Source organism: Roseateles sp. GW835-FHT13E02, from assembly GCF_058794035.1.
The window spans coordinates 1-18,967 of sequence record NZ_JBXAGJ010000021.1; the positions used below are offsets into that span (position 1 = coordinate 1).

The window sequence follows — 18,967 nt, forward strand, 5'->3', positions numbered from 1 at the left end:
CGCCAGCCCCGAGGCGCGAGCAGCGCAGGGAAGTCGGCCCGGCAGGGCCGACCCCGGAACCATGAGCCCGGCGGCGGAGCGGGCTGCAGGGCCTCACCTTGCACCCCAAAAGCCGCTCCGAACACAGCAAGGCAAGTGAGGGGCGAAAGCTCAAGCCCGCCCCGCCAACACCCCCGGCTGATCGAGCTGATCGGCCACCAGCTCCAGGCGCAACAAGGGGTTGTCGAGTTGCATCAGGCGCTGACGCTCCTCGGGGGGCAGGGGCAGCAGCTCGCACCAGCGGTTGGCCAGCCAGCCGCTGTCGTCCCAGCGGTAAGGGGGCTGCACCGGCACATCCACCGCGGCAGCGCCTTGCTCCAGGCTGTGCAGCAGGCTTTGCAGGAGGGTGGAAGTGACCTTCAGGTCGGTGGGCACGGGCACGGCCGCGTCCTCGGCCAAGGGCTCGATCTGCCCCACCCACAGGCCGCCGGGCAGGCATTCGCTGGACAGCAGGCGAAAGCGCTGGCCGCCACGGCAGCGGATGCGCATCAAGCCGGCTTGCAGCGTTTCGCAATGCTCAATGCGGGCCAGGGTGCCCACGCTCTGAAACCGCTCCTGCACAAAGGCCTCGCCTCGCGACGGATCGCGGCGGCGCACCTCGCCGCCTTCGATCAGGCTGAGCACACCGAAGGGCCGGCCCTCGCGCCAGCAGCGCTGCACCATGTCCAGATAGCGCGGCTCAAAGATCTGCAGCTGCAAATAGCCCTCGGGAAAGAGCACCGACTGCAGCGGGAACAAGGGCGTGGCGGAATCGGGTTGGGTCACGGGCGATGCACCAGATGCCGGAAGGCGAGGCCCCTAGCCTAGCCGAGACTGAGCGCCCCACTCCGGCCTGGGGCTGTCTTGAGGCCTAACGGGTCTTTTCAGCGATGCGCGCACGCAACTGCGACAAGGCGGCCTGTGCCGCCTCGCGGCCGGCCTGGATGGAGCGGCGCCGCGCGCCAAAGTCCGCGCTGCCCACACCATCGAGCTTGGGCCGCACCAGCACATCGGCCTCGCGCAGCTCGAAGTTGTTGATGCTGCGGCCCATGATGGAAAAAGTCTGCATCAGCATGGGGATGGCGCCAGTGCCGGGTTTTTCTTCCGGCGGCGAGGAGATGTCCACCGCGATCACCAGCTCGGCCCCCATCTGGCGCGCATAGCGCACCGGCACCGGGGCGACTAGGCCGCCGTCGACGTAGTCTCGGTTGCCAATGCGCACCGGCTGGAACACCGCCGGCACCGAGCTGGAGGCCCGCACCGCCACGCCGGTGTCGCCGCGGCGGAACAGCGAGCCGGAGCCGTCCGACAAATCGGTGGCCACCACGCCCAGGGGGATGCGCATCTGCTCGATGTTCTTGCCGCCGGTTTTCTCTCGCACATACTTGGCCAGGGCCTCGCCGCGGATCAGGCCGCGGGTCGGGAAGGCCCAGTCGGTGATGGCGCCTTCGTCCATGGTCTCGGCCAGCGTGGCCAGCTCGCGCCCGCTCATGCCCGAGGCGTACAGCGCCGCCACCAGGCTGCCGGCCGAGGTGCCGGCCACCAGATCGACCTTGATGCCGTTTTCCTCCAGCACCTGAATCACGCCGATGTGGGCAAAGCCACGCGCCGCGCCGCCGCCCAGGGCCAAGCCGATCTTGGGCGGCACGGGCGGCGCCTTCACGACCGGCACCACCACGGGCGCCACCGGATCGGCCGGCGCCGGCGTGCTGGGGCTGCTGGGCGCCGGAGCCGGGCCAGAGCCGATCAAGGGCACATGCGAGCAGGCGGCCAGCGTCAGGACCAGCAGAGCGGCACCGAGGCGGGCTGGCGCCGCAGCGCGCAGCGTGGGGAACAAGGAGGAAAACTTGGAGAAGATCGCAGACATGGCGCGGATTCTAGGAGGGCGCCCGCTGGCGCCGCCCTTGTGCCCCGACACCCTGCAAAACCCCGAAGGCCGGCCTCACCCGGCGCGGCCACAATCGCGCCCCGGCCCGGTGTTTTCTTGCTCGGGCCGTTTCGTCTCTCCTCTTGCTGTACCGACGCTGTCCTTTCACCATGAGCTTGTCTGCCACCCCGACCCTGCCTTCCCGTCCCGCCGCGCCGCGCTGGCGCCGCTGGCTGCGCCGCAGCCTGCTCGGCCTGCTGCTGATCGCCGGGCTGCTGGCCATGACGCTCTGGGCCCTGCTGCGCGCCAGCCTGCCGCAGCTGGATGGCCGCATCCAGCTGCCCGGTTTGAGCGCGCCGCTGAGCGTGGCGCGTGACAGCCTGGGCACGGCCGTGCTGCAGGGCGAGAACCGCCTGGACCTGGCGCGCGGCCTGGGTTTTGTTCATGCCCAGGAGCGCTTTTTCGAGATGGACCTGAGCCGCCGCTCGGCCGCCGGCGAACTGGCCGCCCTGTTCGGCCCCAAGGCCGTGGAGCGCGACCAGGAGCGCCGCCTGCACCGCCTGCGCGCCCGCCTGAGTGAGCGCCTGGCCGGCATGAGCGAGGCCGATCGCACCCTGCTGCAGGCCTATGCCAGCGGCGTCAATGCCGGCCTGGCCGCCCTGCGCGTGCGGCCCTGGCAGTACCTGCTGCTGCGCGCCGAGCCGCAAGACTGGACGCCGGTCGACTCCCTGCTGGTGATCGGCGAGATGTTCACCATGCTGCAAAGCGGGGGCATCCAGGGCGGCTTTGAGCGCGCCCTGCTGCGCGAGAAAGCCGGCGACACCCTGTTCGACTGGCTGCACCCGCGCGGTGGCCGCTGGGACGCCGCCCTCGACGGCAGCCAGCTGCCGCCCCTGCCCCTGCCCGGCCCAGAGCTGCTCAATCTGCAGAAATCGGCCCACAAGCCGGAAGCGCTGGCCCGCGCGACATCGCTCGATGAAGCCCCGGTCGGCAGCAACAACTGGGCCGTGGCCGGCAGCCGCACGGCAGACGGCCGCGCCATCCTGGCCGATGACATGCACCTGAGCCTCTCGGTGCCCAGCATCTGGTACCGCACCCAGCTGCAGCTGGGCCGTGGCGAGGGCGCGCTGCGCGCCGCCGGCCTGAGCCTGCCCGGCGTGCCCAGCCTGGTGGTGGGCAGCAACAGCCATGTGGCCTGGGGCTTCACCAATGCCTACGGCCAGTGGTTCGACTGGATTGCGCTGCCGGCCGAAATTCCGGCCGAGCGCCTGCGCGTGTTCAACGAGCGCATCGAGGTCAAGGGCGAGCTCGCGCGCGCCTTCCGCGTGCAAGAGGTGGACGGCGCCCCCATCGCCAAGACCCTGCAAGGCCAGCGTTATGCCCTGCGCTGGGCGGCGCACCAGGGCGAGGCCTACAACCTGGGTCTGGATCAGTTCCTGCAGGCGCGCAACGTGGACGAGGTGCTCGCCCTGGCCCAGCGTGCCGGCCTGCCGCACCAGAACCTGCTGGTGGCCGACCGCCAGGGCCAGATCGCCTGGACCGTGGCCGGCCGCCTCTGGAGCGGCTCCGGCCTGGGTGAACGTTATGCCAGATTCCAGAGCCTGGACAGCCCGGCCCGGGGCTGGCTGGCGCCGGCCGACTACCCGGTGATCAAGAACCCCAGCCAGGGCCAGCTCTGGACGGCCAACAACCGCCAGGCCGCCGGCGCCTGGGGCGAGCTGATCGGCGATGGCGGCTTTGACCTCGGCGCCCGTGCACAGCAGGTGCGGGATCGCCTGAGCGAAAGGCCGCGCCATGACGAAGCCAGCCTGGCCGCCATCCAGCTGGACCATGAGGCGCGCTTCATCAAGAGCTGGGCGCGCCGTGCCGAGGCCCGCCTGGCCGCCAGCCCCGCGCCCACCGCCGCCCAGGCCGAGGCCTTGCGCCTGCTCCAGCAATGGAACGGTCAGGCCGCCGCCGACCAGGCCGGCTACCGCCTGGCGCGCAGCGTGCGCCTGCGCTGCCTGGACGCCCTCTGGGACGCCTGGAGCCGCGCCGCGCTGGGCAAGGACTTGGGCGACGAACTGCAAGGCGACGAGAAGACCCGCATCGGCTGGAAAAAGAACTTCGAGTACAGCGCGGTGCAGGCCCTGGAGCTGCGCCCGGCCCATCTTCTGCCGCCGGGCTTCAGCAGCTGGGAGGCCTTCGAGCTGAGCCAGATCGACGCGGCGATGGCCGAGATGAGCCAGGGCGGCGGCAAGCAACGCCGCCCCCTGGCCGAGGCGACCTGGGGCGAGGCCAATCCGGCGCGCATCCAGCATGTGCTCTCACGCGCGATTCCGGCCCTGAGCCGCTGGCTGGACATGCCGGTCGAGGGCATGGACGGCGACGGCAATCTGCCCCAGGTCATGCAGCAGCGCCACGGCCAGTCGCAGCGCCTGGTGGTCGCGCCCGGCCATGAGGCCCAGGGCCTGCTGTCGATGCCGGGGGGCCAGAGCGGCCACCCGCTCTCGCCCTACTACGGCGCCGGCCATGCCGATTTCATGCGCGGGCGGCCCACGCCGCTGCTGGCCGGGCCGGCCAAGCATCAGCTGGAAGCGCGGCCCTGAAGTGGCACCAGCTCAGATCGCGTAATGCCACAGCTCCGCGTGCTCATCGAGCACGCGGGTGCCGGCAGCCACAAAGGCCGGGAACTCCTCGGCGCGCAGCGGCCGGCTGAACAGATAGCCCTGCACCTCCTTGCAGCCCTGGCTGCGCAGGAACTGCATCTGCTCCAGGGTCTCGACCCCTTCGGCAATGGTCTGCAGGCCCAGGCTGTGGGCCATGCTGATGATGGCGCTGACGATGGCGCGGTCTTCCGGGTCATCGCCCAGGTCGCGCACAAAGCTCTGGTCCACCTTGAGCTTGTAGACCCGGAACTTCTTGAGATAGCTGAGCGAGGAGTAGCCAGTGCCGAAATCGTCGATGGACAGTCGTATGCCGCGGCGGTGCAAATCGTTCATCACCGCGATGGCGCCCTGCGGGTCGCGCATGGCCACGCCCTCGGTCAGCTCCAGCTCCAGCAGCTCGGCCGGCAGGGCGACTTCATCGAGGATGCGGCTGATCTGACCCGGCAGGTCGTTGTGGCGGAACTGCACCGAGGACAGATTCACCGACATCACCAGAGGCGCCATGCCCTGCGCCATCCAGGCCTTGAGCTGCTGCACGGCCGTGCGCATCACCCATTCGCCAATCGGCACGATCAGGCCGGTCGATTCGGCCACCGGGATGAACTCGGCCGGCGAGACCTCGCCCAGCTCCGGGTGGCGCCAGCGCAGCAAGGCCTCGGCGCCGATCACCTGGCCGCTGACCAGGGACACCTGCGGCTGGTAGACCAGGCTGAGCTGGTCGCGCTCGAGCGCGCGGCGCAATGAGTTCTCCAGCTGCAGGCCACGCCGGGCCTCGGCCTGCATCAGGCTGGTGAAGAAGCGGAAGCTGTTGCGGCCGTCCTGCTTGGCGCGGTACATGGCGATGTCGGCGCTGCGGCACAGGGCATCGAAATCGCTGCCGTCCGAGGGGTACATGGCGATGCCGATCGAGGGCGTGACATTGAGTTCGTGCTGCTCGATCTGGAAGGGCTGGGCGGCCAGCTCCATGACCTTCTCGGCCACATGGCCGGCGCCGGTGTTGTCGGTGCCGGGCAGCACCAGGATGAACTCATCGCCACCCAGGCGCGATACCGTGTCCTGCTCGCGCACGGCGGTCTTGAGGCGGCGCGCCAGGGTCTTGAGCAGCTCATCGCCGAAGCGGTGACCGAGCGAGTCGTTGACGTTCTTGAAATGGTCGAGATCAAGAAAAACCAGGGCCAGGCTCTCGCCATGGCGGCGTGCGATCTCGATGGCCTGGTGGCAGCGCTCGGCCAGCAGCACGCGGTTGGGCAAGCCGGTCAGCGCGTCGAAATGGGCCAGGCGCTGGATGTGGGCCTCGGCGCGCTGCTGCTCCAGCACCTTTTGCTCCATGGCCAGCACGGTCTGCTGCAGCTGGCGCGTGCGTTTCTTGATCAGGTGTTCGAGCTCGTCCTTGGCCTGCACCAGGGCACCCTCGGCGTTCTTGCGCGCGCTGATGTCCATGGTGATCCAGATCGAGCCGCGCGAGAGGTCGCTGACGTCAATGGCCTTGCTGCGCACCTCGCAGTGCACCGGCGTGCCGTCCTTCTTGCGCAGCAGCATCTCGCCCTCGAACGCACGGCCCTGCTTGAAGGGCTCGTAGCAGCGCTGGCCGGCAGCCTCCCAATCGGCATCGCTGAGGTACCACTGGCGCGAGGAGCTGCCGTTGAGCTCGCCCGGCTCGTAGCCGAACAAGATCTCGAAGCTGCGATTGCAACGCGTCACACGGCGGTCGCGCAAGAAGACGATGCCGACCATGGAATGCTCCAGGATCAGCTGCAGCTCGGCCGTCACCGCGGCCAGGGCATCCTGGGCCTGGCGCTGCTCGGTGATGTCGTCGACGATCCAGATCGAACCCTGCGCCGGGTCGTCGGGCGCAATCAATCGGCCCGTCATGCTGGCCCAGAACAGCTCGCCATTGCGGCGCCGCATCAGGCGCTCGGTCCTGTAGCGCTGGCCCGAGGCCATCACCGGGTAGGCCTCGGCACCCAGCTGCTTGAAGGCCGGCTCATCGGGGTAGAGCTCCACGCTGCTGCGGCCCAGCGGTTCGCTGGCATCGGCATAGCCAAAGATCTCGGCATAGCGGCCATTGCAGCGCAGGATGACGCGCTGCCGCACGTAGACGATGCCCAGGCCGGCGCTGCCCAGAATGATGTCGCGCTCGCGCAAGGCCAGCTCGAGCTGGCGGTTGACGTCGGAACTCGGCGCGGGATCTGTGGGCAACAAGTCTTCGCTCATCGTGAGGCTGTACGCTGCAAGCCGATGCCGGGCGCCAGGTGTCGCCCAGAGCCCCAAGTGCCGAACTCCACAGCCCGGGGCCAGCTGTGAATGTACATGGCCGCCCGGGATTCAGGCCGCTTTGTAGGTCTGCAAATGAATGCTTGTTTCGGTGGCGCCGATGCCCTTGATCAGGCGCACCCGCTCCAGCACATCGGCCAGCTCGGCCAGGGTGGCGGCGCGCAGCTCGGCCAGCAGATCCCAGCGGCCATTGGTGTCGAAGAGGCCAGCCACGCCGGGCTCGCCCAGCAGGATGCTGATCACCTCGCGGGTTTTGTTGCCCTCCACGGCGATGCTCATCCAGGCGCAAATCTCGTTGGGCGTGACATCGGGCCGCAGGCGCACCGTGTAGCCGACGATGACGCCGGCATCCTCCAGCTTGGCGATGCGGTTGGTCACGGTGCCGCGCGAGACCTTGAGCTTGGCGGCCAGGGTGGCCACGGTGGCGCGGGCGTCGAGGCGCAGCAGCGCCAGCAGTTGTTGATCCAGGGTGTCCATCACAGGAAATCTCGGGTTTTCAGCCTCACCATCGGTGGCGCAAGAACGCAGGAAACAGGGGCGGAAAGCGCACAGCCTCCCGCACCTTGACCTCGCTCAATTGCCATTTCGCCAATTATGTCTATCGAAATGACAGAAACCCATCACTTTTTGATCAGTTCTTGCTCTTCTCGCTAGCAGCGAGCTTGGGAAGAATCCATCTCAACAGAACAACGGAGACCTCCCATGACCACTTTGCTGAACACACAAGACGTCGCCCGAATGGCCCAAACCCTCGGCATGGCCGAGTTGTTCAAGCGCATGGTGGGCTATCTCGAAGCCGATTACCTGCGCTGGAACGAGTTTGACAAATGCGCCCGCGTGGCCAGCCACTCGCCCGATGGCGTGATCGAGCTGATGCCGATTGCCGACGCCAGCCTTTACAGCTTCAAGTACGTCAACGGCCACCCCAAGAACACCCGCGCCGGCCTGCCCACGGTCATGGCCGTGGGCCTGCTGGCCGATGTGGCCACCGGCCGGCCCGAGCTGCTCAGCGAGCTGACCCTGAGCACCGCCATCCGCACCGCCGCCACCTCGGTGATGGCCGCCAAGCAACTGGCCCGCAAGAACGCCCGCAGCATGGCCTTGATCGGCAACGGCGCACAGAGCGAGTTCCAGGCCCTGGCCTTCCACCACCTGCTGGGCATCAATGAAATCCGCCTGTTCGACATCGACCCGGCTGCCACCGCCAAGCTGCAGCGCCATCTGAGCGCCCTGCCCGGCTTGCGCCTGATCGCCTGCAAGAGCACGGCCGAGGCCGTGCGCGGCGCCGACATCGTCACCACCGTGACGGCCGACAAGACCAATGCCACCATCCTGACGCCCGAGATGATCGAGCCCGGCATGCACATCAACGGCGTCGGTGGCGACTGCCCCGGCAAGACCGAGATGCACCGCGGCGTCCTGGAGATAGCCTCGGTCTTCGTCGAGTTCGAACCGCAATCGCGCATCGAAGGCGATGTGCAGCAGATGCCGGCCGATTTCCCGGTGACCGAGTTCTGGCGCGTGCTCAAGGGCCTGAGCACGGGCCGCACCAGCGAGCAGGAAATCACCTTCTTCGACTCGGTGGGCTTTGCGCTGGAGGACTACTCCATGCTGCGCCTGCTGCGCGACCTGGCCCGCGAGCTGGGCCTGGGCCAGGACGTGAGCCTGATCCCGCAGATGGCCGACCCCAAGGACTTGTTCGGCCAGCTGGGCCTGAGCCAACCGGCAGCGGCCCTGGCGCAAGCGGCAGCCTGAGCGCGGGCTCCCGGGCGAACTCGATCCGGGTTCAAACCAGGGTCAGGGTCAGGGCAAGTCCAACCGGAACCAGTCTTCCTGGTCCGGCATACGGAGCACAGCACCAGCCGCATGCTGGCTGCGCAGGCGCTGAATTTCGGCATCGACCCGCTGGCGCTCGGCCGCCGCCAGGGTGGACAGGATGAGTTGACCGTGGTGGTGGTTGTGCGCGGCCGCCTCCAACACCGCCTGATGACGCGCCGCCTGTCGAGCACGCCGGCGCTCGGCCGCTTGCTCGGCTTCAGCCCCATGGCCCAAGATCCTGCAGATCCGCTCAAGCACGCGATAGGCGGGCAACGCCACCACATCGCGCACACGCAGGCTCTCAGGCTCGAACAGCGCGCGCAGCAGACCCAGCGCGGTGTTCAGATCGCCCTCCTGCTCGGCCATCAGCGCCAGCTCCAGCTGCACCGGGCGGCTGACCGCATGCCAGCCCTCGGTCTGCGCCTGGCTCAGACAGGCCTCGAAACAACGCCTTGCGGGCTCCAGCTGGCCGCTGCGCCGCAGCCAGCGCGCCTGGTTGGCCTGCCACATGCAGGCCAGGTAGCGCCCCGGCACGGTGGGAAGCAGCGCCTCGGCCTTGGCCGGCAAGCCCTGAGCCCGGGCCAGCACCGATTCCCCCAGATAGGCCAGGCCCATATCGAGGTAGGCATCGTGCAGCGTGCACAGCAGATGCACGGTGTTGGAGACCCGGCGCAGGCGCTCTTGCGGCGGGCTGCTGGCATCGCTGTGCTCCAGCGCCTCGAACATGAACCGCTCGGCGGCCACGCCGTCACCCATGGACAGGTAAGCCATGGCCAGACGCTCCAGAGCCTGGGCCGACAGCAGGCGCTGGCCCAGGTTCAGGGCGTCCTGCAAGGCCACATGGGCCGAGCGCAAGGCCTGCTCGGGCATGGCCAGATTGGCATGCGCAAACGACATCTTGATCATCAGCTCGGCGCGCTGCGCCGAGGCCTGGTCGACCGAGAGCAGGTCCATGCGGGCCGCGCAATCGGCCAGCAACTCGGGAAAACGGTCCAGCCGTGTCAGGCAATCGCCGCGCAGCTGGTAGATGCGGCGGGCCAACTCGGCCACCGCTGGCTCGGCTTCGCGGCCACGCAAGCGCTCCAGCATCGCCCGTGTGTGCTGCAGCGCGGCATCAAAAGCCTCGGCGGCCACCAAGGCCTCGGCCTGCGTCAAGGACCCCTCGTCCAGCGCGCCACGCCCATCCGGCGCGCCGGGCACATCCACATTCACTGCCATGGCAGACCCAACCGTTCTTGTCTCGCCCGCCCACCCGTTGTTTTTGTGAGTTTTTACCGAGTTTAGGCCGGGCATGAACCTACCCCATGGGGGCATTCAGGGGCTAGGCAGAACGGCTGATTTCAGGCGACATTTGCAGGGGTGGCGCGATGGAACGAGGCACGGCGGGGCGTTCGCATCATCAACCGGGCACTGACTCCAAGGCTTGCAGCACAGCAGCATCCAGAGCCGGCAGCACCTGGTGCAAGGCCGCCAAGCGCTCGGCATCGGCGCCGCGCTGAGCGGCCGCCCAGATGGGCGCGGGGAAATGCGTGTCCCAATCGAAGCGCGCGATCACATGCCAGTGCAGATGCGGCACCACATTGCCCAGGGTGGCCAGATTGACCTTGGTGGGCTGCAGCTGGCGGCGCAAAGCCTGTTCGACCGCCGTGACCGCCTCCATGCAGACCAGACGATCCGCCGCGGCCAGATCGCTGAACTCGGCCACATGGGCTTGCCAGATCACGCGGTAGAAGGCCGGGAAATCCGCATCCTGCACCCGCACCACGCGGTAGCGCGGCCGCTGCAGCAGCAGCTCCACACCCGGCTCGGGCGCGGTGAGCAGCGCATCACGGCACAAAGGGCAATCACTGAGAGAGGCAGACATATCGACAAGCCTGGGCTGACTAAGATGCGCCGACTGTAGCAATGCACCTGAGGAGAGCCCGATGAGGAAGAAGAACCATGGCGGCCCACAAGAACAACGGCGCCGCTGGACCCACGCCCTGGTCGCCTTGACCGGCCTGACCCTGCTGGGCACAAGCGGCAGCAGCGCTTGGGCGCAAAACGGCAATGCCAGCAACTGGCCCGCCCACCCGATCAAATGGATCGTGGCCTACCCAGCCGGCGGCGGCTCGGATTTTCTGGCCCGTCAGCTGGCGCCGCAGCTGAGCAAGCAGCTGGGCCAGCAAATCGTCATCGACAACCGGCCCGGCGCCGGCGGCAGCATCGGCACGGATGCGGCCGCCAAATCGTCGGCCGACGGCTACACCTGGCTCAGCGGCGACAACGGCGCCATGGTCTTCAACAGCGCCATGTACAAAAAGCTGCCCTACACAGCCAGCGATTTCCAGGCGGTCGGTCTGATGGCCCGCTTCCCCCTGCTGCTGGTGGTCAACCCGCAGGCCGGCTTCAGCAGTGTGGGCCAATGGCTGTCCGATATGAAGAAGAACCCGGGCAAGTTCAGCTACGCTTCGCCCGGCGTGGGCAGTCCGCACCACCTGGCCATGGAGATGCTCAAGGAACGCAGCGGCAGCTTCATCGTCCATGTGCCTTACCGCGGCACGGCCAATGCGGTGCAGGACCTGCTGGCCGGCGTGGTGCCCATGGCCATCCTCGACACCGCCGCGGGCCTGCCGCAAATCCGCAGCGGCAAGCTGCGCGCCCTGGCCGTGCTCAGCGGCAAGCGCGTGGCGCAGTTGCCCGATGTCCCTACCTTCGACGAGTTGGGGCTCAAAGGCGTGGATGTCTCAGCCTGGCAAGGCCTGTTCCTGCCTCGGGGCACGCCCGAGGCCGTGACCGCACGCCTCAGTTCCGAGCTGAATCGGACACTGCAAATGCCTGAGGTGAAAGCAAGGCTGGAGGAGTTCGGCCTTGAAGTGACGCCCAGCGACGCGGCCAGCCTGGGCCGATTCGTGCAGCAAGAGACTCAGACCTGGCACCGGCTGATCCGCGAGCGGAAGTTGTCGGCGGAGTGAGTGAGCGAACGAATCGGAGTGAACGCGTGAACAGGTGAACGGCGCTGCGCGCCGGGTGAACCATTCACCTGTTCACCTGTTCACCTGTTCACCTGTTCACCTGTTCACCTGTTCCCCTGTTCCCCTTCAAACAAGAACCCGCTCAATGCCGCCGTTATTGGCCTGAGCCACATATTGCGGCATCCAGTCTTCGCCGAGGATCTGGAGGGCCATTTCGACGACGATGTAGTCGGCCTCCAGCAGGCCGTTCTGCAGGTCGCCACCGTAGCGCGACAGGCCTTGCAGGCAGCTCGGGCAGCTGGTCAGGATCTTCAGGTTCTCGGCGGCCGCGACCTTGCCGCTCTCGCGCAGCTGGGTCTCGGTCTTGCGCAGCTCTTCTTCCTTGCGGAAGCGGATCTGCGTCGAGATGTCCGGCCGGGTCACGCCCAGGGTGCCGCTTTCGCCGCAGCAGCGCTTGCTCTCGACCACGTTGTCACCGACCAGGGCCTTGACCGTCTTCATCGGCTCCTGCAGCTTCATGGGAGTGTGGCAGGGGTCGTGGTAGAGGTAGCTCTTGTCGCTGCCCAGCGTGATGCCTTTTTCCAGCAGGTACTCGTGGATGTCGATGATGCGGCAGCCGGGGAAGATCTCCTCGAACTTGTAGCCCTGCAGCTGGTCGTAGCAGGTGCCACAAGAAACCACCACGGTCTTGATGTCCAGGTAGTTCAAGGTGTTGGCCACGCGGTGGAAGAGCACCCGGTTGTCGGTGATCATCTTCTCTGCCTTGTCGAACTGGCCCGAGCCGCGCTGCGGATAACCGCAGCACAGATAACCCGGTGGCAGCACGGTCTGCACGCCGGCGTGCCAGAGCATGGCCTGGGTGGCCAGGCCCACCTGGCTGAACAGGCGCTCGGAGCCGCAGCCGGGGAAATAGAACACGGCTTCCGTCTCGGCCGTGGTGGCGGCCGGGTTGCGGATGATGGGCACGTAGTCCTTGTCCTCGATGTCCAGCAGGGCCCGCGCCGTCTTCTTGGGCAGGCCGCCGGGCAGCTTCTTGTTGATGAAGTGGATGACCTGTTCCTTGATCGGCGCCGGGCCCAGGGTGGCGCGCGGGGCCTCGGTCTGCTTCTTGGCAAAGGTCTTCAGCACATCATGCGCCAGACGCTGGGCCTTGAAGCCCACGCCCACCATGGCCGCCCGGGCCATCTTGATAGTCTCGGGGTTGGTGGCGTTGAGCATGAACATGGCCGCGGCATTGCCGGGGCGGAAGCTCTTCTGACCCATCTTGCGCAAGAGATTGCGCATATTCATGGTCACATCGCCGAAGTCGATCTTGACCGGGCAGGGGTTGGCGCATTTGTGGCAGACCGTGCAGTGGTCGGCCACATCCTCGAACTCTTCCCAATGCTTGATCGAGATGCCACGGCGGGTCTGCTCCTCGTACAAGAAAGCCTCGACCAGCAAGGAAGTGGCCAGGATCTTGTTGCGCGGTGAATAGAGCAGATTGGCGCGCGGAACATGGGTGGCGCAAACCGGCTTGCACTTGCCGCAGCGCAGGCAGTCCTTGATGCTGTCGCTGATGGCGCCGATATCGCTCTGCTGCATGATCAGCGACTCATGCCCCATCAGGCCGAAGCTGGGCGTGTAGGCATTGGTCAGGTCGGCAAAGGTGCCGTGGGTAGAGGCCTTGGGGCGCAGCAGCTTGCCCTTGTTGAAGCGGCCTTCGGGGTCGACGCGCAGCTTGTAGTCGGCAAAATCGGCCAGCTCCTCATCGCTGAGGAACTCCAGCTTGGTGATGCCGATGCCGTGCTCGCCCGAGATCACGCCGTCCAGGCTGCGCGCCAGCTTCATGATGCGGCCCACCGCTTCATGCGCCGTCTGCAGCATCTCGTAGTTGTCGGAGTTGACGGGGATGTTGGTGTGCACATTGCCGTCGCCGGCATGCATGTGCAAGGCCACCCAGACCCGGCCGCGCAGCACCTCCTGGTGGATGCGCTTGCACTCCTCCAGGATCTGCGCGAACGCCGCGCCGCTGAAGATGGCTTGCAGGGGCTTAAAGATCTGGGTCTTCCAGGAGGCGCGCAGGCTGTGGTCCTGCAGCTGGTCGAAGTAACTGCCGCCTTCCTCGGGGCGGGGCAGGTCCAGCTCATCCTTCCAGCGCTGCCACTGCGCCCCCACCTCGGCCAGCAGGGCCAGGGCCTGCTGCACGCGGTCGCCCAGCAGCTCGGCACTGGGGATCTCGCCAGCGTCGTCGCTCTTGCCCAGGGGCAGCTTGGCGGTGCTGAACAGCTGCTGCAGCGCGCCGACCAGGGCCAGCTTGTTGCGCAGGGACAGCTCGATGTTGATGCGCTCGATGCCCAGGGTGTACTCGCCCATGCGCGGCAGCGGGATCACCACATCCTCGTTCACCTTGAAGGCATTGGTGTGCTTGGAGATGGCGGCCGTGCGCTTGCGGTCCAGCCAGAACTTCTTGCGCGCGTCGGCGCTGATGGCGACAAAGCCTTCGCCGTTGCGGCCATTGGCCAGGCGCACCACCTCGGAGGTGGCGCGGGCCACGGCATCGGCATCCTCACCGACGATGTCCCCGACCAGCACCATCTTGGGCAGGCCGTTGGAGGACGCGCCGGCCAGATGGGCGCGCTTGCTCTTGGTCGAGTAACCCACGGCCTTGAGGTAGCGGTCGTCCAGATGCTCCAGACCCGCCAGCACCGCGCCGCCAGGGCGCTTCGCCTCGGCAAACATGAAGTCCTTGATGTCGACGATGGCCGGCACGCAGTCCTTGGGGTTGCCGAAGAACTCGAGGCAGACCGTGCGCACATGGGCCGGCATCTTGTGCACCACCCAGCGGGCGCTGGTGATCAGGCCGTCGCAGCCCTCTTTCTGGATGCCCGGCAGGCCGGCCAGGAATTTGTCGGTGACGTCCTTGCCCAGGCCTTCCTTGCGGAAGGTACGGCCCGGGATGTCGAGCCGCTCGGTCCGCTCCAGCTTCTTGCCGCTGGCGTCGAAATAGCGCAGCTCGAAGCTGGCCGTCTCCACATCATGGATCTTGCCCATATTGTGGTTGAGGCGGGTCACCTCCAGCCATTTGGCCTCGGGCGTGACCATGCGCCAGCTGGCCAGGTTGTCGAGCGCCGTGCCCCAGAGCACGGCCTTCTTGCCGCCGGCGTTCATGGCGATATTGCCGCCCACGCAGGAGGCCTCGGCGCTGGTCGGATCGACCGCAAACACAAAACCATGCTGCTCGGCCAGATCGGACACGCGCTGCGTCACCACACCGGCTTCGCTCCAGATCGTGGCCACTTCGCGGTCCAGGCCGGGCAAACGCAGCATCTCGACTCCGCGCAGGCCTTCGAGTTTTTCGGTGTTGATGACCGCGCTGTTCCAGACCAGGGGCACGGCGCCGCCGGTGTAGCCGGTGCCGCCGCCCCGCGGAATGATGGTCAGGCCCAGTTCCACACAACCCTTGACCAGCAGGGCCATCTCGGCCTCGCTGTCCGGGGTCAGCACGACAAAGGGGTACTCGACACGCCAGTCGGTCGCGTCGGTGACATGAGAGACGCGGGCCAGGCCGTCGAACTTGATGTTGTCGCGCGCCGTGGTCTTGCCCAGCAGGCGGATGGTGCGGCGGCGCAGCTCGGACACCTGCTCGAACTGGCTGGCGAACTGGCGCACCGCCTCTTGCGCGGCCTTCAGCAGCTGGCCGACATCGGCATCGCGTTGGGGGTCGGTGCTGGGGTCGCGGCGGCGTTCCACCTCGCTCAGGCGGTGCTGCAAGGCTTCGATCAAGAGGCCGCGGCGCTTGGGGTTGTCCAGCAGATCGTCTTGCAGATAGGGGTTGCGCTGCACCACCCAGATGTCACCGAGCACCTCGTAAAGCATGCGGGCCGAGCGGCCGGTGCGGCGCTCTTCGCGCAGCTTGTCCAGCAGGGCCCAGGCGGGCTCGCCGAGCAGGCGGATGACGATCTCGCGGTCGGAGAAGGAGGTGTAGTTGTAGGGAATCTCGCGCAGGCGGGGAGACGCTGCATGGGCCGCATCGGCAGCGGCGTTCGGGGCAGCGGGATCTTCAAGCATCAACGGATGCGGTGCATTCATGGCGGCCAGGTGCGGGCGACACACCCTTGGTTGGCTGCGGCCGGGCCCACCGGGCTCTGGCGCCCGAAAAGCCCAGCCGCAAGGCTGGGGAATTGGCTGGAACGAACGGACCCAGGGCATCAACGGGCTTGTGGCCCAGGCCTATCAGGGCCGGCCCTGCGCCACACCGGCAACCGCCGGCGGATCGCGCGGCCGGGCCTTGCGCGCTCGGGCCGTGATCGTACCGCAGCGCAGCATTTGCCCCGGCCTCTGGCGCCGATTGGCCTTGCATCTGGAGCGCCCTCTCCAGGGCTAATATGGCGCCGCCCTAGACCAAGGCCGCAGCCATGAATACTTCGTCCAATACACCCTGGCCCCTGCCCTTCTGGATCGCCCACCGCGGCGCCGGCAAGCTGGCGCCCGAGAACACCCTGGCCGCCTTCCGCCTCGGCGCCGCTCATGGCTACCGGGCCTTTGAGTGCGATGTGAAGCTGAGCCTGGACGGCGTTCCCTTCCTGCTGCACGACAGCAGCCTGCGCCGCACCAGCACGGGCTCGGGCCTGGCCAGCGCGCAGAGCTGGTCGGAGCTGAGCCGCCTGGACGCCGGCAGCTGGCACAGCCGCGCTTACGCGGGCGAGCCTCTGGCCAGCCTGGAGGCCGTGGCCCGCTTCGTCCAAGCCAACCGCTTTGGCCTCAATCTGGAACTCAAGCCGACGCCGGGCCAGGAGCGCCTAACCGGCCAGGTCGTGGGCCGCGAAGTGCTGCGGCTTTGGGGCGGTGTGGAGGCGCACTTACCTCTGTTCAGCTCTTTCGAGCCGGTCGCCCTGGAAGGTGCCCGCGAGACCGCCCCCGGGGTGCCGCGCGGCCTCTTGCTCGACAGCCCTCGCGAAAGCTGGCTTGACGAGGCGCAAAGCCTGGGCTGCGTGGCCGTCATCACCAATTACCGCCTGATGGACGCGGCGCGCGTGCAAGCCATCCACGCGGCCGGCATGAAGGCCCTGGTCTACACCGCCAACGACGAATCGGTCGTGGCCTGGCTGCGGGCCAACGGGGTGGACGGCATCATCACCGACGCGGTGGATCGCTTCGCGCCAGACCACTGAGCCTGCGCGCAGCTCAGTCGGGTTTCCAGCGCCGAAATCCCCGCTGCACGGCCGGCCGCACGCGCAAGAAACCAAGGTAAGCCCACTCCATCGAACGCGCCACGCCGGGCAGCCGCCCCAACCAGGCCAGCCAACGCCAGCCGGGCAACTTCGCCCACAGGGCCAGAAAAGCCTCGGCCCCGCTGAGCAAGCGCCCGTCGGGCAGCTGCACATGGAAGCGCGCCAGCAGCTCTGCTTGCGTGTGCCCCGACGGCAAGACCTGAGCCGGGTCGCTGACATCGGCAAAGCAGACCGCCTGGCCCTCGGCCTGGCCGCGGTAGAGCGCGATCTCGCGCCGGCACAAAGGGCAGGCGCCGTCGAAAAGCACGGTCAGCGAATCACTGGTCTGTTCGCAGGGTTGGGGCTTCATCGCGGCAGCCTCGACAACAAGTCATCGGCGGTGGCGAGGCCACGCGTGCTGCGCGTCCACCAGGCCGAGAAGGATGCGCAGCAGGGCGTCACCTCAGGAAACAGCGCCGCTTCGGGAAGGCACTCGGCCCAGCGGGGCAGCCAGGCCTGCAGATGCGGCTCGGCGCGGCAGCGCACCCGGCGCGCGCCGCTCAAGGCCTGCTCCAGCGCCGCGGCATCCGTCCACCACATCACCGCGCCCAGCTCGGCCATGCGTGCGGCCACCCAGCGCCAACGCCGCTCGCTCCAGGGCCAGGCCTGGTGAAAATCCTGCAGCCAGAGACCGATCACCTGGGTATCTGGCGGCAAGTCGGCCGGCAGCGCGCCCAGGCTCCAGGGATGCACCAGCCACACTTCGCGGCCTGCCACCTGGCTCGCATCAGGCAACTGGATCGCCAAACCCGGGGGTGGCGCGGACAGCAATGCAGGTTCTTCGCTCGGGGCCGGCCGCTCGGTCGTTACCTCCAGCAGCGCCGGCTGGGGATGACGCGCCAGCTGATCGAGGGCCTCGTAGCTGGCATCGATCACCGTGCCCGGGCTGTGCCAGCTTGTGGGTGCATAACGCGCCACATTCTCGGCATTGAACAGATAGGGCTTGCGACTGCCCGTGCCGGCCACCCATTGCCAGCTCAGATGGTTGCTGGCCAGATCGCCGTCGAGCAAATGGCCGTAGAGCCAATCGGCACCGCTGCGCCAGTGGATCTTGCGCACATGGACCAGATAGCTGGCCAGCCACATGCGCGCATGGTTGTGCAGCAGGCCGGTCTCGTAGAGCGTGCGCACCGCCTGGTCAATCACCGGCACGCCGCTGCGGGCCTCGCGCACATCGGCCGGCAGCTCGCGGGCATAGGCTGCATCGGGCAGAGGCCCTTCGTGCAGCGAGGCAAAAATCGCCTCGCCCCGGTGCTGCCAGACGTGGCGAAAGTAAGCGCGCCAGCCCAGCTCGAACACCAGCTTGTGCTGCACATCCAGCGCATGGCGCTGCTGCACGCCGGCCAGGACCTCGGCCAGGCTCACCAAGCCATGGGTGAGGTAGGGCGACAGGCCGGTGACCGCGCCGTCCAGGGCATTGCGGCTGCGCGCATACGCCGCCGGGTCGACCGCCGCGATGCGCGCCTGCGCTGCGGCCAGGCTGGGCTCGGTGGCTGATGCTGGCGCCTGCAGTTCATGGCCATGGGCCCGCGAGGGCCGGTGCCAGCTCTTGCCTATCGTGTCGTCGTCCATGCCTGCGGGTCCTTGAAGCGCTCAGCGCGCAGCATAGGTTCGCGGGCATGGCCGCGCTGGGCAGGGGCTATTCAGGCGATGCTGGCGATGCTGGCGATGCCGGCGATGCTGGCGATACGGGCGATTCGGAGGCCTCAGCACATCGCGTGTACTGCATGCCCGGTCGGCCCGGCAGCCGCGGCGTGAAGCCGCCCTTCTCGTAAAAGGCTTGCTTGCCCTCGGCGCAGAAGAGCTGGATGTCGCGGACGCCCTGCTGCAGGCAATGCTGAACCAAGCGATCGAGCAACTGAGAGCCCAGGCCGCGCCCTTGCCAGACAGGCAGCACAATCATCTCGGTGATGAAGGCATGCAAGACACCATCGGAAATCACCCGCCCGAAGCCCACCAGCTCTTCGCTGGCATAGGCCGCACACTGCGCCCAGGAACCCGCCAGGGCACGCGCATAAAACTCAGGTTCCCGCTCCACGCCTCCGGCCCAGCCGGTGCTGTCGTACAGCCGCTGAAAAGCCGCGGCGTCCGACGGGCCGCTCAGGTCAAAACGGATCGATTCCGAAGCGCTCATCG

Annotated in this window: 14 protein-coding genes; 4 read left to right on the forward strand and 10 right to left on the reverse strand. The window is 67.6% G+C overall.

The genetic code is table 11. The annotated features are described in order from the left end of the window. Positions 1–150: 150 nt before the first annotated feature. Entirely contained in the window at positions 151–804 is a 654-nt protein-coding gene (locus tag AC1Q6P_RS18755) for an LON peptidase substrate-binding domain-containing protein (RefSeq protein ID WP_492665515.1), read from the reverse strand. Between the two features lie 85 nt (positions 805–889). After that, entirely contained in the window at positions 890–1,885 is a 996-nt protein-coding gene (locus AC1Q6P_RS18760) for a patatin-like phospholipase family protein (RefSeq protein ID WP_492665514.1), read from the reverse strand. Between the two features lie 170 nt (positions 1,886–2,055). Between AC1Q6P_RS18760 and AC1Q6P_RS18765 the strand changes: the two genes are divergently transcribed. Then, complete coding sequence (locus AC1Q6P_RS18765; protein WP_492665513.1) at positions 2,056–4,473, forward strand: penicillin acylase family protein; 2,418 nt, start codon at positions 2,056–2,058, stop codon at positions 4,471–4,473. Between the two features lie 12 nt (positions 4,474–4,485). Here AC1Q6P_RS18765 and AC1Q6P_RS18770 read toward each other — a convergent pair whose 3' ends face one another. Beyond that, positions 4,486–6,747, reverse strand: a complete 2,262-nt coding sequence (locus tag AC1Q6P_RS18770) for a sensor domain-containing protein (RefSeq protein ID WP_492665512.1) — start codon at positions 6,745–6,747, stop codon at positions 4,486–4,488. Between the two features lie 111 nt (positions 6,748–6,858). Continuing rightward, entirely contained in the window at positions 6,859–7,284 is a 426-nt protein-coding gene (locus tag AC1Q6P_RS18775; RefSeq protein ID WP_102766333.1) for an Lrp/AsnC family transcriptional regulator, read from the reverse strand. A 225-nt stretch (positions 7,285–7,509) separates the two neighbouring features. Here AC1Q6P_RS18775 and ocd point away from each other — a divergent pair, with 225 nt between their 5' ends. Next, complete coding sequence (gene ocd, locus AC1Q6P_RS18780; protein WP_492665511.1) at positions 7,510–8,562, forward strand: ornithine cyclodeaminase; 1,053 nt, start codon at positions 7,510–7,512, stop codon at positions 8,560–8,562. 48 nt (positions 8,563–8,610) lie between these two features. Here the strand turns inward: ocd and AC1Q6P_RS18785 are convergent, their stop codons facing one another. Both AC1Q6P_RS18785 and AC1Q6P_RS18790 read right to left on the reverse strand, forming a co-directional pair. Further along, positions 8,611–9,843, reverse strand: a complete 1,233-nt coding sequence (locus AC1Q6P_RS18785; protein WP_102766331.1) for a hypothetical protein — start codon at positions 9,841–9,843, stop codon at positions 8,611–8,613. A 181-nt stretch (positions 9,844–10,024) separates the two neighbouring features. Next, positions 10,025–10,489: an HIT family protein gene (locus AC1Q6P_RS18790; RefSeq protein ID WP_492665510.1), complete on the reverse strand. Its 465-nt coding sequence runs from the start codon at positions 10,487–10,489 to the stop codon at positions 10,025–10,027. A 61-nt stretch (positions 10,490–10,550) separates the two neighbouring features. Between AC1Q6P_RS18790 and AC1Q6P_RS18795 the strand changes: the two genes are divergently transcribed. Continuing rightward, positions 10,551–11,579: a Bug family tripartite tricarboxylate transporter substrate binding protein gene (locus AC1Q6P_RS18795; RefSeq protein WP_171826860.1), complete on the forward strand. Its 1,029-nt coding sequence runs from the start codon at positions 10,551–10,553 to the stop codon at positions 11,577–11,579. 126 nt (positions 11,580–11,705) lie between these two features. Here the strand turns inward: AC1Q6P_RS18795 and AC1Q6P_RS18800 are convergent, their stop codons facing one another. Then, positions 11,706–15,629, reverse strand: a complete 3,924-nt coding sequence (locus AC1Q6P_RS18800) for a DUF3683 domain-containing protein (RefSeq protein ID WP_492665509.1) — start codon at positions 15,627–15,629, stop codon at positions 11,706–11,708. 347 nt (positions 15,630–15,976) lie between these two features. On the opposite strand from AC1Q6P_RS18800, the gene ugpQ reads away from it, so the two are divergent. Next, entirely contained in the window at positions 15,977–16,732 is a 756-nt protein-coding gene (ugpQ, locus tag AC1Q6P_RS18805; RefSeq protein WP_492665508.1) for a glycerophosphodiester phosphodiesterase, read from the forward strand. Positions 16,733–16,745: 13 nt separating this feature from the next. On the opposite strand, the gene AC1Q6P_RS18810 is transcribed toward ugpQ, so the two are convergent. The 3 genes from AC1Q6P_RS18810 to AC1Q6P_RS18820 form a co-directional block, all read right to left on the reverse strand. Continuing rightward, the gene (locus tag AC1Q6P_RS18810; protein WP_492665507.1) at positions 16,746–17,141 is read right to left on the reverse strand and encodes a thiol-disulfide oxidoreductase DCC family protein; all 396 of its coding nucleotides are present in this window, start codon (positions 17,139–17,141) and stop codon (positions 16,746–16,748) included. Then, positions 17,138–18,403, reverse strand: coding sequence for an FAD-binding domain-containing protein (locus AC1Q6P_RS18815; protein ID WP_492665506.1), 1,266 nt, complete (start codon positions 18,401–18,403; stop codon positions 17,138–17,140). Before AC1Q6P_RS18815 ends, AC1Q6P_RS18810 begins: the two co-directional genes overlap by 4 nt. Positions 18,404–18,470: 67 nt before the next feature. Then, positions 18,471–18,965, reverse strand: a complete 495-nt coding sequence (locus AC1Q6P_RS18820; protein WP_492665505.1) for a GNAT family N-acetyltransferase — start codon at positions 18,963–18,965, stop codon at positions 18,471–18,473. Positions 18,966–18,967: the final 2 nt, after the last annotated feature.

Excerpts from the sequence above, each read along its gene's own strand:
- AC1Q6P_RS18770 (WP_492665512.1), bottom strand. The coding sequence starts at position 6,747 with ATGAGCGAAGACTTGTTGCCCACAGATCCCGCGCCGAGTTCCGACGTC.
- AC1Q6P_RS18765 (WP_492665513.1), top strand. The coding sequence starts at position 2,056 with ATGAGCTTGTCTGCCACCCCGACCCTGCCTTCCCGTCCCGCCGCGCCG.
- AC1Q6P_RS18785 (WP_102766331.1), bottom strand. The coding sequence starts at position 9,843 with ATGGCAGTGAATGTGGATGTGCCCGGCGCGCCGGATGGGCGTGGCGCG.
- AC1Q6P_RS18820 (WP_492665505.1), bottom strand. The coding sequence starts at position 18,965 with ATGAGCGCTTCGGAATCGATCCGTTTTGACCTGAGCGGCCCGTCGGAC.
- AC1Q6P_RS18760 (WP_492665514.1), bottom strand. The coding sequence starts at position 1,885 with ATGTCTGCGATCTTCTCCAAGTTTTCCTCCTTGTTCCCCACGCTGCGC.
- AC1Q6P_RS18815 (WP_492665506.1), bottom strand. The coding sequence starts at position 18,403 with ATGGACGACGACACGATAGGCAAGAGCTGGCACCGGCCCTCGCGGGCC.
- AC1Q6P_RS18795 (WP_171826860.1), top strand. The coding sequence starts at position 10,551 with ATGAGGAAGAAGAACCATGGCGGCCCACAAGAACAACGGCGCCGCTGG.
- ugpQ (WP_492665508.1), top strand. The coding sequence starts at position 15,977 with ATGAATACTTCGTCCAATACACCCTGGCCCCTGCCCTTCTGGATCGCC.
- AC1Q6P_RS18775 (WP_102766333.1), bottom strand. The coding sequence starts at position 7,284 with ATGGACACCCTGGATCAACAACTGCTGGCGCTGCTGCGCCTCGACGCC.
- AC1Q6P_RS18800 (WP_492665509.1), bottom strand. The coding sequence starts at position 15,629 with ATGCTTGAAGATCCCGCTGCCCCGAACGCCGCTGCCGATGCGGCCCAT.
- AC1Q6P_RS18810 (WP_492665507.1), bottom strand. The coding sequence starts at position 17,141 with ATGAAGCCCCAACCCTGCGAACAGACCAGTGATTCGCTGACCGTGCTT.
- AC1Q6P_RS18790 (WP_492665510.1), bottom strand. The coding sequence starts at position 10,489 with ATGTCTGCCTCTCTCAGTGATTGCCCTTTGTGCCGTGATGCGCTGCTC.
- ocd (WP_492665511.1), top strand. The coding sequence starts at position 7,510 with ATGACCACTTTGCTGAACACACAAGACGTCGCCCGAATGGCCCAAACC.